Source organism: Streptomyces sp. NPDC059247, from assembly GCF_042754005.1.
In the GTDB taxonomy this organism is placed as follows: domain Bacteria; phylum Actinomycetota; class Actinomycetes; order Streptomycetales; family Streptomycetaceae; genus Streptomyces.
Map to the genome: position 1 here is coordinate 161881 of NZ_JBHYZW010000008.1, position 13167 is coordinate 175047.

A 13167-nucleotide genomic window follows, 5' to 3' on the forward strand; every position below is an offset into this window, starting at 1 on the left:
GAGCAGCTCCTCCGGCTCACCCGGCGCCTGCACCGCATCCAGAAGCGCCACCTCGAACCGGTCGGCATCACCCCCGCCCAGTCCCGGCTGCTCCGGACCGTCGCGCACTTCGGGGAACCGCCCCGGATGGCCGACCTCGCGGCCCGGCTCGAAGTCGTCCCGCGCGCGGTGACCAGCCTCGTCGACGGCCTGGAGGCGGGCGGCCGGGTGCGCCGGGTGCCCGACCCGGCCAACCGCCGGGTGATACGGATCGAGCTGACCGACGAGGGACGCGCCACGCTGCGGGAGCTGCGCAGCGCGCGCCGGGCCGCCGCGGAGGACATCCTTGCTCCATTGACCGTCGACCAGCGCGAGGTGCTCGGAGGTCTGCTGTCCGCCCTGGTCGATCCGGGCCCGGAGGGCGGCTGCTGACCCCCGGCGGGGTCCTGCCCCGGCGGCAGGGGCCCCCGGGGCCGGGGACGCGCCGGAGAGGAGCCGTGCCATGCCGCTGCTTGAGCCGAACCCGGGGGCCCTCCGCCCCGGCACGGAGCGGAGCCCCGCCCCGGACCGCGTGCCCGAGCTCAAGGCCCGGGGCACGCCGAGGCGGCTGCGCGAGGAACTGACCGGGCTGCTCGGCCCCGGGAAGGTCCTGTCGAAGATCTCCGACCTGGTCCGCTACGCCTCGGACGCCAGCCCCTACCGCTTCGTCCCGCAGGTCGTCGTGGTCGCCGAGGACATCGACGACATCTCCACCGTCCTGTCCTACGCCCACGGCAAGGGCCGCGAGGTCGTCTTCCGGGCCGCCGGGACCAGCCTCAACGGGCAGGCGCAGGGCGAGGACATCCTCGTCGACGTGCGCCGCCACTGGGTGGGCGTCGAGGTCCTGGACGGCGGCGCGCGGGCCCGGATCCGCCCCGGCACCACCGTCGTCCGGGCCAACGCGGCCCTCGCCCCGTACGGCCGGGTCCTCGGCCCCGACCCGGCCAGCGCCATCGCCTGCACCATCGGCGGGGTCGTCGCCAACAACGCCTCCGGCATGACCGCCGGGACCACCCGGAACTCCTACCGGACCGTCTCCTCGCTCACCTTCGTGCTGCCCAGCGGGACCGTGGTGGACACCGGCGCCCCGGACGCCGACGAGGAACTGGCCCGCGCCGAGCCGAGGCTCTGCGCGGAACTGCTCGCCCTGAAGGCCGAGATCGAGGCGGACGCCGAGCTGACCGCCCGCATCCGGGCCAAGTACGCCATCAAGAACACCAACGGCTACCGGCTCGACGCCTTCCTCGACGCCGACACCCCGGCGGGCGTCCTGCGCGGCCTGATGGTCGGCTCCGAAGGCACCTTCGGGTTCATCTCGGAGGTCGTCTTCGACACCCTGCCGCTGGACCGCGAGGTGACCACGGCGCTGCTCTTCTTCCCCTCGCTGCCCGCCGCTGCCGCCGCCGTGCCGCTGTTCAACGAGGCCGGGGCGTCGGCCGTGGAGCTGATGGACGGCAACACCCTGCGGGCCTCGGTGAGCGTGCCGGGCGTCCCGGCGGACTGGGCCGGCCTGCCCCGGGACACCGCCGCGCTCCTGGTGGAGTTCCGGGCGCCGGACGCGGCGGCGCGGGAGGCGTACGAGCGGCGGGCCGAGGAGGTCCTCGCCGGGCTCGACCTGGTGGCCCCGGTGGCGTCCGTGGACAACGCGTTCACCCGCGACCCGGGCAGGATCTCCGGCTACTGGAAGGCCCGCAAGGCCTTCGTGACGGCGGTCGGAGGCTCCCGCCCCTCGGGTACGACCCTGATCACCGAGGACTTCGCGGTGCCCCCGGCACGGCTCGCCGAGGCCTGCGCGACCCTGCTCGACCTCCAGTCCCGGCACGGCTTCGACGCGGCCGTCGCCGGGCACGCGGCCCACGGCAACCTGCACTTCCTCCTCGCCTTCGACGCGGCCGACCCCGCCGACGTCGGGCGGTACGCGGCCTTCATGGACGAGTTCTGCCGGGTGACCGTGGAACGCTTCGACGGCTCCCTCAAGGCGGAGCACGCCACCGGCCGGAACATCGCGCCCTTCCTGGAGCTGGAATGGGGCCCGAAGGCGACCGAGCTGATGTGGCGGACCAAGGCGGCCCTCGACCCCGACGGGGTGCTCGCCCCGAGGATCGTCCTCGACCGCGACCCCCACGCCCATCTGCGCGGCCTCAAGACCATCCCCGCCGTGGAGCCGGTCGCCGACCCCTGCATCGAGTGCGGCTTCTGCGAACCGACCTGCCCCAGCCACGACCTGACGACCACTCCGCGCCAGCGGATCGTGCTGCGCCGGGAGATGATGCGGCAGGGCGACGGCTCCCCCGTCGAGGCCCGGCTCCTGGAGGCGTACGGCTACGACGCCGTCGACACCTGCGCGGGCGACTCCACCTGCAAGCTGGCCTGCCCGGTCGGCATCGACACCGGGGCGCTGATGAAGGAGTTCCGGCACGAGCGGCACTCGCCGCGCGAGGAGCGGATCGCCGCCCTCACCGCCGGGAACTTCCGGGCGGTGGAGACCGCCGCCCGGCTCGCGGTCGCCGCCGCCGACCGGATCGGCGACCGGGTCCTGGAACGGGTGACGGGCCTGGCCCGCAGGGCGGTCCGCCCCGATCTCGTACCGGAGTGGCTGCCGGAGATCCCCGGCGCGGCGCCCCGGCGGCTGCCGCGCACCCACCGCCCGGCGGCCGTCGCCGTCTACTACCCGGCCTGTGTGAACCGCATCTTCGGCAATCCCGGGGGCTCGCGCGGCCCCTCGCTGCCGGAAGCCGTCGTCGCGGTGTCGGCGCGGGCCGGGCGGCCGGTGTGGATCCCGGACGACGTCACCGGCACGTGCTGCGCGACGATCTGGCACTCCAAGGGGTACGCGCGGGGCAACGAGGTGATGGCGAACAGGATCGTCGAGGCGGCCTGGGGCTGGACGGCGGGCGGGAAGCTGCCGCTGGTGGTGGACGCCTCCTCGTGCACGCTCGGCATCGCGCACGAGGTGGTGCCCTATCTGACGGACGACAACCGGGAGCTGCACGCCGAACTGACCGTGCTGGACTCACTGGTGTGGGCGGCGGACGAACTGCTCCCCCGGCTCGACGTGCGCCGGAAGGTCGGCTCCGCCGTGGTCCATCCCACCTGCTCGATGCGGCACCTGGGCGACGAGGACCGGCTGACGGAGCTGGCCGGGGCCTGCGCGGAGGAGGTCGTCGTGCCCCTCGACGCGGGCTGCTGCGCCTTCGCCGGGGACCGGGGGATGCTGCACCCGGAGCTGACGGCCTCGGCGACGGCCCGCGAGGCGGCGGAGGTCACGGCCCGCCCCTTCGACGCGCACCTTTCGGCCAACCGGATGTGCGAGATCGGCATGGACCGGGCGACGGGCCGCAGCTACGGGTCGGTGCTGCTCGCCCTGGAACACGCGACGCGCCCCTGACTCCGCGTCAAAACCCCTGGACAGAGGGCTCCTCACCCCTTGCGGTGAGGAGCCCTTCGTATGTTCGGGTGACGGTCGGTGTTCGCTGCCGCTCGGCACGTGATCCGGAACAGTAGGGTCCAGCTACCCGTCGTGAGTGTCCCGTCGGCGCCCTTGCGGACCGTCGGCTTCCGGGGCCAGGGTCCTGTGCGGGATTCATGAAACAGCCGTGCACACCGTCCGGGAGGTTCCATGAGCGAGCAGACACCCCACGTCCCCAGCCGCCGCAACGTCCTCAGAGGCACCGCCGCCGCCGGGGCGGGCCTCGGCATCGGCGCCCTCGGCGCCCCGACCGCCCACGCCGCCGGTTCCGTACCCGCCGCGCCCCGGGAGGACACCGCCGGGACCGCCGCCGCCCCCGAGCGGCGCGGCGCCACCATGGCCGGAGTGCCGTTCCAGCGCCGGTCGGCCGTCCGGGTCGGCATCGTCGGCTACGGCAACCGGGGCAGCAGCATGATCGGCCACTTCCTGTCGCTGCCCTGGGTCCAGGTGACCGCGGTCTGCGACCCGGTCCGCGACAAGGCCGAACAGGCCGTCAGGGCGGTCACCGCCTCGGGCCGCCCCGCGCCCGCCGTGTACACCAACGGCGAGGAGGACTACGAGCGGCTCTGCGCCCGCTCCGACATCGACCTCGTGTACGTCGCCACCCCGTGGGACAGCCACTTCGCCGTCGCGCGCGCCGCGATGCTGAACGGCAAGCACGTCGGCGTGGAGTGTCCGGTCGCGATGCGGCTCGACGAGCTGTGGGAGCTGGTGGACCTCTCCGAGCAGACCCGCCGCCACTGTATGCAGCTGGAGAACTGCTGCTACGGCCGGAACGAGATGCGGGTCCTGCGGATGGCGCACGCCGGGAAGTTCGGCAAGCTGCTGCACGGGGCGGGGGCGTACAACCACGACCTGCGCGGTCTGATGTTCTCCCCGACGTACTACGAGGGCCCCTGGCGCCGTCTCTGGCACACCCGGCTGCGCGGCGACCTCTACCCCAACCACGGTTTCGGCCCGGTCGCCAACTACATGGACGTCAACCGGGGCGACCGGGTGGTGAGCATCAGCAGCTTCGGCACCCCGGCGCTCGGTCTCGCGGAGTACCGGGCGGAGCACATGCCGTCCGGCGACCCGAGCTGGAAGGAGTCGTACGTCGGGAGCGACCGGACGATCAGCATGGTGCGGACGGCGCTCGGCCGGGTGATCCGCCTCGAACACGACGTCTCCACCCCGCACCCGTACAGCAGGATCAACAGCCTGGGCGGCACCCGGGGCGTCTTCGAGGACTATCCGGCGCGGATCTACCTGGAGCCGGACCACAAGGACGACGAGTGGGGCGACTTCTCGGCGTACGCGGCCGAGTACGACCACTGGCTGTGGAAGGACCACGCCAACCCGCCGGGCGGCCACGGCGGCATGGACTACATCATGGTCTACCGCCTGATGCAGTGCGTACGGCTGGGTCTGGTGCCCGACTTCGACGTGTACGACGCGGCCACCTGGACGGCCCCGGTGCCGCTCAGCGACGCGTCCGTCAGGGCCAAGGGCGCCCCCCAGGACATCCCCGACTTCACCCGTGGCGAGTGGCGCAGGGCCCGCCCGGGAGTGGACTCGGTCAAGCCCGTCTGACCGGGCGCGCGCCGGTGCCCCGGCCCCGTCGGCGGGGCCGGGGCACCGGTGCGTTCAGCAGCGGCGCCGGTCCTCGGTGAGGGTGCCCTGGACGCTCGTCAGGCTCCGGTCCCAGCAGCCCCCGGAGCCGTACAGCCGGTAGCGCTCCCGGGTGGTGCCGACGGCGTGCCGCTGGTCGCGCGGGACACCCGTGGTGTACGTGGCGTCCCCGCTCCAGGTGTCGTCCAGCCGGGACCAGGAGACCCGGCGTCCGTCGCGCAGGACGCGGACGTCGGCCCGGTCCCCCAGCGTGAGGACGGTCCGCAGCCGGTCCCCCGCGCCGGTCGTCGTCTCCCCGTCCATGGTGTACGTCCGGTCGGCGCGGGTGACGGTCCGGCCGGTGGTCACGGTCTCCCGGTCGGTCCACCGCCCGGTGAACGCGTCCGGGTTCTCGCCCGCGCCCCAGCGGTGGACCGAGGTGTGCGCCACGCTCCGGTCGACGGTGGTCGCCACCCGGCCGTGCGAGGTGTTCAGGTGCCCGGCGACGGTGAGCCGGTGCTCCGCCCCGGTGTCGACCCGGTCGGAGGCGCCGCCGCCCGCCGGGGTGTGGACGGAGGAGCCGCGCGGGACGGTCTCCTCGTGCCGGTCGAGGGCGCCGGTGACGACCCGGCTGCCCTCGTCCTGCCAGAGCAGCACGTTGGCGGGGACGGACCAGCCCGTCGTACCCGCCGGGACCCCGGCGACGGTGACCTCCACCCGGTGCGGGCGCCCGTCGTTGAGGACGGCGGCGAACGGCGTCAGGTCGTAGACCAGCGGCTGGACGTCGAAGGCGCGCGGACCGGGGGTGACGTACCAGAGGAAGGGGTTCGACCAGCCGCCGGTCCAGACCGTGGGGAAGGGGGCGGCGATGCCCGCGAGCCGCCCGTCGACCGAGACCCGGACCTCCCGGTGGGGGCCGTCCGCCGCCCGGCAGGAGTAGGGGGCGGGTTCGGGGACGGTGAGGTACCAGTACTCCTCGCAGCCGCCGCCGGAGCCGGTGGCGTACACCTCGGCGAGGACCCGTTCGGTGTTGCGCGGGGTGGTGAGGGTGCCGCCGGTGAGCGGGAGCACCCGGTCGGGGGTGTCCGCGGCGGGCCTCACCCGGCCCTCGGCGGTGTGGAAGGTGAGGGTGGCGCGGACGTCGAGGACGCCGGTGTAGGTCTCGTTCACGACATTGCCGATGAGCATCTCCACGGGTCCCGGGCGGGCGAGGACGTCCCGGTAGCGGGTGACGTCCTTCTCGACGGACCAGGTGATGCCGTCGGGCGAGGGCTGCGGGGTGGAGGTGCGGAGGATCTCCACCCCGGCGACGGAGAGATGGCCGAGGCGGTCGTACTGGCGTCCCTTCACGGCCCCTTCGAGGCGCAGGACGACCTTGTTCCAGCGGGTGCCGCACTTCTCCGGCGGGGTGTAGTCCCCCTGGTAGGGGGTGAAGTCCCGGAACCGGGCGGCGGCGAGGACGACCTCGCAGGTGCGGGTGCCCGGAGTGGTGACCGGCGGGGCCGCGGTGACCGGATCGTGCCAGTCACCGGTGAACTCGGCCGGTGGCGCGGGGCGGTCGGGGCTCTCGGCGGCGGCCGGGGGGACGGTCAGGACGGCTCCGGCCGCCAGCACCAGACCGCTGAGCATTCTCATGATCTTGAGTGATCCCATGGGGCGGAAGTGAAGCGCGGTCATCACCGGCCGGTCCAGAGGACGATGAGCGGACATGGCGCGATCTGTGCCACCGTGGGAAAAATCGATTGCCGCCGGGCGGTGGAGAGGCGAACCTTGCACGGTTTCCCCCCGCCGTCGCACACCCCCGGCGCGCGTTCCCCCGAGACGGACCCGGAGACCCTGCGACGCCATGCAGATTCGAGATCTTCCCCATGCCGACCCAGGGGTCCCGGACGTCCGCTCGGGCACCCTGTTCCTCGTCTGGCTCGGCCGCCGACAACTCGCCGGCCAGGTGAAGGCCACACTGTGGGGGCTGCTCCACCACCTGGGCATCGCCGGACTCCCCTTCGCCATCGGCATCGCCGTGGAGGCCGTGGTGGACCGCGACGGCGGACGCCTCGCGCTGACCGGCGGGCTGCTCCTCGTCCTCGGCGCGGCCATCGCCGTCGGCGACGTGATGCTGCACCGCACCGCCGTCACCAACTGGATCACCGCCTCCGCCCGGGTGCAGCAGCTCCTCTCCCGCAAGACCGCCGCGCTCGGCTCCCTCCTGACCCGCCGGGTCGCCGCCGGGGAGGTCGTCGCCGTCTCCACCGGCGACGTCGAGAAGATCGGCTGGTTCGTCGAGGCCCTCTCCCGGTTCGCCGCGGGCGCCGTCACCCTGGTGCTCGTCTGCGTCGGACTCCTCTTCTACCAGCCCGCGCTGGGCGTCGTGGTGGCCGTCGGCGTCCCCGTGCTGGCCCTCTCCGCGTTCCCGCTGCTCCCCCGCGCGACCCGCCGGGCCGACGTCCAGCGCGAGAAGGCCGGCCGGGCCACCGAGCTGGCCTCCGACACCGTCGCCGGACTCCGGGTGCTGCGGGGCATCGGCGGCGAGGACCTCTTCCTCAGCCGCTACCGGGCCGCCTCCCAGGAGGTCCGCGAGGCGGCCGTGCACAGTGCCCGCATGTGGGCGCTGATCTCCGCGTCCCAGGTCGTGCTGCCCGGACTCCTGCTCATCGGCGTCGTCGCGTACGGCACCCGGCTCGCGCTCGACGGGCGGATCGGCGTCGGCGAACTGGTCACCGTCTACAGCGCCGTGGCCCTCACCTACCACCCGCTGCGCAACTTCGAGGAGATCGCGATGGCCTTCTCCTTCTCCCGGCCGTCCGCGAAGCGGGCCGCCCGGGTCCTCGCCCTCACCCGTACCGACACGGTCACCGCCGGGGGCCGGGACCGCGAGGCCACCGGCGACCTGTACGACCCGGCGACCGGCCTGCGGGCTCCGGCCGGTCTGTTCACCGCCGTCGTCTGCGGCGACCCCGACCTCGCCGGACGGCTCGCCGACCGGCTGGGCGGGCACCCGGCCGAACCGGAGGACGGCCACACCTCGGTCCTCCTCGGCGGGGTCCCGCTGGACGAACTGCCGCTGGAGACCGTCCGCACCGCCGTCCTCGTCCAGGACAAGGAGCCGGTCCTGCTCTCCGGCACCCTGGGCGAACTGCTCGACGTGCCGTCCTCCGGGTCGGTGTCCGCCGAACGGGCACTGGCCGCGGCCCGGTGCGAGGACGTCCTGGACTCCCTCGCCCAGGCCGCCGCGGACAACGGCGGCGACCCGATGCGCACCCATGTCACCGAGCGGGGCCGGTCGCTCTCCGGCGGCCAGCGCCAGCGGCTCGCGCTCGCCCGCTCGCTGGTCGCCGACCCGGAGGTGCTCGTCCTCGACGAACCCACCTCGGCGGTCGACGCCCACACGGAGTCCCGGGTCGCCGCGGGCATCGGCGAGCTGCGCAGGGCCAGGACCACCGTGGTCCTCGCCTCCTCGCCGCTGCTCCTGGACCGCGCCGACCGGGTCGTCCTGGTCCACGAGGGGCAGGCCGTCGCGGTGGGCAGCCACCGCGACCTGCTCGCCCGGGAGCCCCGCTACCGGGCGGTCGTCACCCGCGATCCCGTCGAGGAGCCCGGCCCGACAGCCGGACCCCTCGACGGGATCGAAGCACTGGAAGGGGAATCGGCATGATCGGCCTGGCGCCTCCGGAGTACGACCCGGCGGCCCCGACGACCGCGACGACACTGCCCGTCGCCGTCTCCGCGACCGTCCGCGGCTACGTCCGCGAGCTGCTGCGCCGCCACCGCCGGGCGTTCGCGCTGCTCGTCGGGGTGAACGCGGTCGCCGTGATCGCCTCGATGGTCGGCCCGTACCTGCTGGGCTCGGTGGTCGACGCGCTGGCCTCGGGAGCCCGCGAGGTCCATCTGGAGCGCACGGTCGCGCTGTTCGCGGGCGCCCTGCTCGTCCAGACCTTCTTCGTACGGCTGGTCCGGCTGCGCGGGGCGATGCTCGGCGAGGAGATGCTCGCCGACCTGCGCGAGGACTTCCTGGTCCGGGCGGTCGGTCTGCCGCCGGGCGTCCTCGAACGGGCCGGGACGGGAGATCTGCTCTCCCGGATCACCACCGATGTGGACCGGCTCTCCAACGCGATGCGGGAGGCCGTGCCCCAACTGGCCATCGGCGTCGTCTGGGCGGGACTCCTGCTCGGCGGTCTCGCCGTGACGGCGCCGCCGCTGGCGCTCGCCTCGCTGCTCGCCGTGCCCCTGCTGGTCGTGGGCTGCCGCTGGTACTTCAAGCGGGCGCCCGCCGCGTACCGCTCGGAGTCCGCCGGATACGCGGCGGTCGCCGGGGCGCTGGCGGAGACCGTCGACGCGGGCCGCACGATCGAGGCGCACCGCCTCGGCGCCCGCCGGATCGCCCTGTCGGACCGGCGGATCACGGAGTGGGTCGCGTGGGAGCGGTACACGCTCTTCCTGCGGTCGGTGCTCTTCCCCGTCGTCAACCTCACCCATACGACGGTGCTGTGCGCGGTGCTCCTGCTCGGCGGGGTGTTCGTGCTCCAGGGCTGGATCGACGTGGGCCAGCTGACGACCGGCGCCCTGCTCTCGCAGATGCTGGTGGACCCGATCGGGATCGTGCTCCGCTGGTACGACGAACTCCAGGTCGCGCAGGTGTCGCTGGCCCGGCTCGTGGGCGTCCGGGACATCGAGCCGGAGGCGGGCGACGAGCGGGTGCGGCCGGAGGGCCGCGCGGTCCGCGCGGACGAGGTCGGCTTCGGCTACCGCGAGGGCGTCGACGTGCTCCACCAGGTGTCCCTGAAGGTGGCGCCCGGCACCCGGCTGGCCCTGGTGGGCCCTTCGGGCGCGGGCAAGTCCACCCTCGGGCGGCTGCTCGCCGGGATCTACGCGCCCCGGACGGGTTCGGTGACGCTCGGCGCGGCCGAGCTGGCCCGGATGCCCGCCGAGCGGGTCCGTGAGCACGTGGCCCTGGTCAACCAGGAGCACCACGTCTTCGTGGGCAGCCTCCGCGACAACCTGCTCCTGGCCAGGACGGACGCGACGGACACCGAGCTGTGGGCGGCGCTCGCGGCGGTGGACGCCGAGGGGTGGGCGCGGGCTCTGGAAGGGGGCCTGGACACCGAGGTCGGTTCGGGCGGCCGGACGACGACCCCGGCGCAGGCGCAGCAGATCGCGCTGGCCCGGCTGGTCCTCGCGGACCCGCACACGCTGGTCCTCGACGAGGCGACCTCGCTGCTGGACCCCCGGGCGGCCCGGCATCTGGAGCGCTCCCTCGCCCGGGTCCTGGACGGGCGGACGGTCGTGGCCATCGCGCACCGGCTGCACACCGCGCACGACGCCGATCTGATCGCGGTGGTCGAGAGCGGCCGGATCTCCGAGCTGGGCAGCCACGCGGAGCTGGTCGCGGCGGACGGCGCCTACGCGGCCCTGTGGCGGTCCTGGCACGGCTGACCCGGCCGGGGCGGGGTGTGCGACGGCGTCCGGTGGGCGGCCCCGGTCACGGGGCCGCCCACCGGGCCGTTCCGCTGTCCGTACGCCGGGGGGAGGCGGTCGGGACCGGCTCGGGCCTCGGACCGGGCCGCCGGATCCAGGGGCCGGTCCCGGACCGCCGGATCCAGGGCCGGTCCGGGGTCGCCGGGTTCAGGGCCGGTCCGGGGCCTCGAAGCTGGCGTAGTAGGCGGCGGCCATGTCCTCGGCGCCGTGTCCCGCCGCCGAGGCGCGCTCCATGCGGTCCGCGCCCGCGGCGGCGATGTCGAGGCGGACCCCGTACCGGCGCCCGGCCTCGACGATCAGACGGGCGTCCTTGGCGGCGGTGTCCACGGTGAACTGGGGCGGGGACAGCCGGTCCTCCAGGACCAGCGCGGCCTTGGCCCGCAGATAGGGCAGGTCGAGTCCGCCGCCCTCGACCGCGTCGAAGAAGCCCTGCGGGTCGACGCCGAGGGCCTTGGACAGGGCCAGGACCTCACCGGTCGCGCTGGTGACGGCGAGGACCCAGCTGTTGGCGACGAGCTTGAGCCGGGTGGCGCTGCCCGCCGCCCCGTCCTCGCCGGTCCACACCGTACGGGCGCCGATCGCGTCCAGGACGGGGGCCACGGCCCGGCGGTGCCGCTCCGGACCCGCCGCCAGGACCGTCAGCCGCCCGGCCTCGGCGGGCTCCCGGGTGCCGAGGACGGGGGCGTCGAAGAGGACGAGACCGTGCGCACGGGCGAAGCCGGCCAGCTCGCCGATCGCGTCGACGCCCACGGTGGTCGACTGGACCCAGAGCGTGCCGGGGCGCAGGGCCCCGGCGGCCCGCGTCATCACGTCGAGGACGGCGGGTCCGTCGTAGAGCATGGTCAGGACGGCGTCCGCGTCCCGGACGGCCTCCGCCGGGGTGTCGACGACGTCCACCCCGTCGGCGCCGAGCGGTTCCGCCTTGTCGCGGGTGCGGTTCCAGGCGCGGACGGCGTGTCCGGCCCGGACCAGGCTGCGGGCCATCGCGGCGCCCATGATCCCCGTACCGAGGACGGCGACGGTGGGTCCTGCGGTGCGGGGGTTCCGTTCGGTCATGGCGGTGGGGTCCTCTCGGGGTGCGGGCACGGGTTCGGGCATCCGTGCCGTGACGGTTCTGGGACATTCCCCGGCGGCGGGAGGGGGAACTCCTTGCACTGACCATGGTTCCGGCCCCGAGCGTCCGCCGGACCGTCGAGCGAGGCAAGGAACGCCCATGCGCAACCACCGCAAGACCGCCGCCGTCGCCCTCGCCGCCCTGCTGCTGGCCGCTGCGGCTCCCGCCGTCGCCCTGGCGGCACCGGCGGACTCCGGCACCGCTCCCTCCGCCTGCCGTCCGGCCAACCATCTGGCGAAGATCACTCCGGGGCCCGCGAGCGCCGGTCACCACCACTATCGCGTCACCCTGACGGCCCCGCGCGGTTACGCCTCCTGTGTCCTGGCCGGTTCACCGGCGGACGTGCGGTTCTCCGGGCACGGCGACCCGGCCCGGATCACCCCGGGCGCGTACGGCGACCAGCGCGTCGCGGTGACCTTCGGCCCCGGCCGTCCGGTGCACTTCGACATCCAGGTCCCCTCCGACGCCCGCCAGGTCGCGGCGGACGAGGTGTCCTTCACGCTCCGGGCTCCGGGCGGGCAGATCCCCGGCACCTCGTTCGCCGAGGGCGCGCTGCGCGTCGCCGCCGGAACCCTCGTCGGCCCGGTCCAGCAGGGCTCCTGACCCCTGCGGGGGGGCCGGGAGGCTCGGTCCCGGGGGGGGCGGAAAGGGCGCCGGGAGGGGTCCGGAGGTCTACGGGAGGGGTCCGGAGGTCTAGAAGAAGCCGAGGGCCGAGGCTCCGCCGACGCCGCCGAGGAGCATGAAGGCGGGCATCAGGACCTTCAGCTCGACCCAGCTCCCGGCCCGGAAGCGCATCCCCTTGGGCGGGCCGATCGGGTACCAGCGCTTCCTGCCGACCGGGATCGGCCAGAGGACCGGGCAGCCGGAGACGGTCAGGGAGTCGCCGATGTCGTGGACGAGGGCGCCGAGCACGATCGGCAGGCCCAGCCACAGGTACTCCTGGCCGGGTCCGGTGAAGAACCAGTCGGAGCCGTTGCCGGGCTTGTCGAGGACGCCCGCGAGTATCCAGGCGCTGGTCGCGCCGAGCAGCCAGACCAGGACGTCGCTGGACATCCGGGCGGCCCGCCACAGCAGGCCCTCCACGGCGAGCACCAGATGGACGAAGAGGATGGCCAGGACCGCCCAGCGGCCACCGGTGACGGCCGCGAAGGAGGCGCCGCCGCCGATCAGGACCGCCCAGAGCCAGGTGTGGGTGAGGGTGCGGTGGCCGCCCGACCTGCGCGGGTCGGCGGAGGAGCGGGTCGCCTTGTAGACGGCGTACGACAGCTTGTCGACGATCTCGCACAGGCCCCGGGAGACGGGTCCGAAGGCGCGCGAGATGGTCGCCGACTTGTGGTCGAGGTCCGGGGCGAGGGCGGCGCCCGCGCAGATGAGCGCGCCGACGACGAGAACGGGCCAGGGCATCGGCCGGTCGTAGGCCGCCGCGAGCGCCCCGACCCCCAGCCAGGCCGCCGCTCCGGACAGTGAATGCGCCGGTCCCATCATGGTTGGCCCGCCCCGTCTC

Annotated in this window: 9 protein-coding genes; 6 read left to right on the top strand and 3 right to left on the bottom strand. The window is 74.5% G+C overall.

Going from position 1 to position 13167, the window contains the following annotated elements; all coding sequences use genetic code 11:
• Positions 1-27: 27 nt before the first annotated feature.
• The 3 genes from ACFXGN_RS17385 to ACFXGN_RS17395 all read left to right on the top strand — a co-directional run bounded on the left by ACFXGN_RS17385 (position 28) and on the right by ACFXGN_RS17395 (position 5059).
• The gene (locus ACFXGN_RS17385; protein ID WP_384859808.1) at positions 28-411 is read left to right on the top strand and encodes a MarR family winged helix-turn-helix transcriptional regulator; all 384 of its coding nucleotides are present in this window, start codon (positions 28-30) and stop codon (positions 409-411) included.
• Between the two features lie 70 nt (positions 412-481).
• Positions 482-3406, top strand: coding sequence for an FAD-binding and (Fe-S)-binding domain-containing protein (locus ACFXGN_RS17390; protein ID WP_384859497.1), 2925 nt, complete (start codon positions 482-484; stop codon positions 3404-3406).
• Between the two features lie 231 nt (positions 3407-3637).
• Positions 3638-5059 (top strand): Gfo/Idh/MocA family protein, encoded by a 1422-nt coding sequence (locus ACFXGN_RS17395; RefSeq protein WP_384859499.1) that lies wholly within the window; start codon positions 3638-3640, stop codon positions 5057-5059.
• A gap of 54 nt (positions 5060-5113) precedes the next feature.
• Here ACFXGN_RS17395 and ACFXGN_RS17400 read toward each other — a convergent pair whose 3' ends face one another.
• Positions 5114-6730 (bottom strand): peptide-N4-asparagine amidase, encoded by a 1617-nt coding sequence (locus ACFXGN_RS17400; RefSeq protein ID WP_384859502.1) that lies wholly within the window; start codon positions 6728-6730, stop codon positions 5114-5116.
• 193 nt (positions 6731-6923) lie between these two features.
• Between ACFXGN_RS17400 and ACFXGN_RS17405 the strand changes: the two genes are divergently transcribed.
• The gene (locus ACFXGN_RS17405) at positions 6924-8729 is read left to right on the top strand and encodes an ABC transporter transmembrane domain-containing protein (RefSeq protein ID WP_384859503.1); all 1806 of its coding nucleotides are present in this window, start codon (positions 6924-6926) and stop codon (positions 8727-8729) included.
• Positions 8726-10507 carry an ABC transporter ATP-binding protein gene (locus ACFXGN_RS17410; RefSeq protein WP_384859506.1) on the top strand — a complete coding sequence of 594 codons (1782 nt, stop codon included), beginning with the start codon at positions 8726-8728 and terminating at the stop codon, positions 10505-10507. The genes ACFXGN_RS17405 and ACFXGN_RS17410 overlap by 4 nt, the downstream gene beginning before the upstream one ends.
• Positions 10508-10696: 189 nt before the next feature.
• Here ACFXGN_RS17410 and ACFXGN_RS17415 read toward each other — a convergent pair whose 3' ends face one another.
• Positions 10697-11605, bottom strand: coding sequence for an NAD(P)-dependent oxidoreductase (locus ACFXGN_RS17415; protein ID WP_384859509.1), 909 nt, complete (start codon positions 11603-11605; stop codon positions 10697-10699).
• Between the two features lie 157 nt (positions 11606-11762).
• On the opposite strand from ACFXGN_RS17415, the gene ACFXGN_RS17420 reads away from it, so the two are divergent.
• Positions 11763-12266: a DUF4232 domain-containing protein gene (locus tag ACFXGN_RS17420; RefSeq protein WP_384859511.1), complete on the top strand. Its 504-nt coding sequence runs from the start codon at positions 11763-11765 to the stop codon at positions 12264-12266.
• Between the two features lie 90 nt (positions 12267-12356).
• On the opposite strand, the gene ACFXGN_RS17425 is transcribed toward ACFXGN_RS17420, so the two are convergent.
• Positions 12357-13148 carry a metal-dependent hydrolase gene (locus ACFXGN_RS17425; protein WP_351783750.1) on the bottom strand — a complete coding sequence of 264 codons (792 nt, stop codon included), beginning with the start codon at positions 13146-13148 and terminating at the stop codon, positions 12357-12359.
• Between the last annotated feature and the right edge of the window lie 19 nt (positions 13149-13167).

What these genes read in the sequence shown, in the direction of transcription:
- ACFXGN_RS17400 (WP_384859502.1), bottom strand. Translation starts at nt 6,730, where the DNA reads ATGGGATCACTCAAGATCATGAGAATGCTCAGCGGTCTGGTGCTGGCG.
- ACFXGN_RS17415 (WP_384859509.1), bottom strand. Translation starts at nt 11,605, where the DNA reads ATGACCGAACGGAACCCCCGCACCGCAGGACCCACCGTCGCCGTCCTC.
- ACFXGN_RS17410 (WP_384859506.1), top strand. Translation starts at nt 8,726, where the DNA reads ATGATCGGCCTGGCGCCTCCGGAGTACGACCCGGCGGCCCCGACGACC.
- ACFXGN_RS17405 (WP_384859503.1), top strand. Translation starts at nt 6,924, where the DNA reads ATGCAGATTCGAGATCTTCCCCATGCCGACCCAGGGGTCCCGGACGTC.
- ACFXGN_RS17390 (WP_384859497.1), top strand. Translation starts at nt 482, where the DNA reads ATGCCGCTGCTTGAGCCGAACCCGGGGGCCCTCCGCCCCGGCACGGAG.
- ACFXGN_RS17425 (WP_351783750.1), bottom strand. Translation starts at nt 13,148, where the DNA reads ATGATGGGACCGGCGCATTCACTGTCCGGAGCGGCGGCCTGGCTGGGG.
- ACFXGN_RS17420 (WP_384859511.1), top strand. Translation starts at nt 11,763, where the DNA reads ATGCGCAACCACCGCAAGACCGCCGCCGTCGCCCTCGCCGCCCTGCTG.
- ACFXGN_RS17395 (WP_384859499.1), top strand. Translation starts at nt 3,638, where the DNA reads ATGAGCGAGCAGACACCCCACGTCCCCAGCCGCCGCAACGTCCTCAGA.